Consider the following 1,932-nt stretch of genomic DNA (forward strand, 5'->3'; position numbering starts at 1 on the left):
CCGACGACCGTGTTGGCGGCTTTCATGAAGAGGACGGGCTCGCCGGGAACGTCCTGGCCGCTCTCGGCCGCGTGGTCGCGGTAGTTCAGACCGACGCAGACGACCTTGCCAGGCCGGGCGATCGGAGCGCCGATCCGGACCCCGTCGGAGTCCAGCGGTGGCAGGGAGCCTGATTCGAGGGCCGCCCGTGCTCGGGTGACGCCATTCTCTGCGAGGAACGTTCCGTCGATGTCGGCGGTGATCGGCGTGAGGTCGAAGATCGAGCCATCGTCGGTGCGGATGGCCGGGCGTTCGGCGCCAGGCTCACCGAGGCGCAACAGTTGCATGCTGGTCTCCTGAAGGTGGGAATCTCAGTTCACGATTCTGCCAGTCCGTCCCGGAAAGGCCGACGAAGTAGCCGCGCACCGAGACAGCCGGTCGGTACGCGAACTGTCACGGCAGCCGGACGTGTTCGGGTGAGAGCTCGTCGACCGTCCGCGTTCCGAGTAGCTGCATGGTACGACGGACTTCCGTGCCGAGAATCTGTGCAGCACGTGCGACGCCACGCTCACCACCGGCCATGAGTCCGTAGAGGTAGGCGCGACCCACCAGGCACGCGTCGGCACCGAGCGCCATCGCGGAGACGATGTCGGCGCCGCCGGTGATGCCGGTGTCGACGTAGACCTCGGTCCGGTCGCCGACTGCGGCGACGACGTCGGGAAGGATTCGCAGGGGTATCGGAGCCCGGTCGAGCTGACGGCCTCCGTGGTTGGACAGGACAATGGCGTCGGCTCCGGCGTCGACCACACGGCGTGCATCGGCGACGGTCTGGACGCCCTTGACGATCAGCGGGCCGTTCCAGATGGAGCGCAGCCAGCTGAGGTCGTCGACTGTCATCGTGGGGTCGAAGAGAGCGTTGATCAACTCGGCAACGGTCCCTTCCCATGCGGAGAGCGAGGCGAACGCGAGTGGTTCCGTGGTGAGCAGATTCACCCACCAAGCCGGGTGCAGAGCAGCATCGACGACGGTCTTGGCAGTCAGCGACGGTGGGATGGTGAAGCCGTTACGGACGTCGCGTAGCCGAGCGCCGGCCACGGGCACGTCGACGGTGAGCACCAATGCTTCGTAGCCGGCGGCTTCGGCCCGCTTGACCAGGTCTTCGCCGGCGGCCCGGTCATTCCACACGTACAGCTGGAACCACTTGCGGGCGTCGGGTCCGGCGGCGGCGACGTCCTCGATCGACGTCGTCCCCATCGTGGAGAGTGCGTAGGGGATGCCGAAGCGTTCGGCGACCCGGACGACGGCGCTCTCCCCCTCGTGGTTCATCATGCGGGTGAAGCCGGTCGGGGCGAACGCGAACGGCAATGCGCTCGTCTTGCCCAGGATCGTGGTACTCGTATCGACGTCCGCCACGTTGCGCAGGACGGATGGCTGAAGCTCGATGTTGTGGAAGAGCTGACGCGCTCGGCGGAGGCTGATCTCGCTGTCCGCGGCACCGTCGGTGTAGTCGAAGACCGACCGTGGCGTCCGTCGCTTGGCGATCCGTCGGAGGTCACCGATCGTGAGCGCCTTCTCCAGCCGCCGGTCGGTCGGGTTCAGCGTGATCGGCTTGGGGCGTAGAAGCGGTTTGAGCTCGCTCCATTTCGGTACCTGGCGCTGTGTCATCGGGCGTCTCCGGCGGTAGGTCTCAGGCCCGTGCGACATCGCGCGGTGCCGTTGTGTGGTCCTACCACAGATTAGTAGCTGTGGTAGGACCACACAACGTACGGTTTGCGTGTGAAGGCGTACGAGGTGGTACTTCAGCGGATCGAGGCGGAGATCGCCGAAGGGCGGTTGCGGATAGGCGACCGGCTGCCCGGTGAGCGCGCGTTGGCTGAGCGGTTCGGTGTCAGCCGCACATCCGTCCGTGAGGCGATCCGGGTGCTCGAGGTGATGGGTGTCGTCCGTACGGCG

3 protein-coding genes are annotated in these 1,932 nt (G+C 66.6%); 1 reads left to right on the forward strand and 2 read right to left on the reverse strand.

Annotated features, from left to right (window positions below; all coding sequences use genetic code 11):
* Together ELR45_RS41795 and ELR45_RS31125 are read right to left on the reverse strand one after the other, a co-directional pair.
* The coding region (locus tag ELR45_RS41795; protein ID WP_338069619.1) for a fumarylacetoacetate hydrolase family protein at window positions 1-326 on the reverse strand (326 nt) is incomplete at its 3' end.
* Between the two features lie 106 nt (window positions 327-432).
* Entirely contained in the window at window positions 433-1,644 is a 1,212-nt protein-coding gene (locus ELR45_RS31125) for an alpha-hydroxy acid oxidase (RefSeq protein WP_129669746.1), read from the reverse strand.
* Between the two features lie 111 nt (window positions 1,645-1,755).
* Here ELR45_RS31125 and ELR45_RS43110 point away from each other — a divergent pair.
* On the forward strand, window positions 1,756-1,932 hold a 177-nt coding region (locus ELR45_RS43110; protein ID WP_420813984.1), incomplete at its 3' end, for a FadR/GntR family transcriptional regulator.

The sequence above is a fragment of the Phytoactinopolyspora endophytica genome, from assembly GCF_004138495.1.
Classification (GTDB): domain Bacteria; phylum Actinomycetota; class Actinomycetes; order Jiangellales; family Jiangellaceae; genus Phytoactinopolyspora; species Phytoactinopolyspora endophytica.

Coding starts and splice junctions, on each gene's coding strand:
- ELR45_RS31125 (WP_129669746.1), bottom strand. CDS start 1,644: ATGACACAGCGCCAGGTACCGAAATGGAGCGAGCTCAAACCGCTTCTA.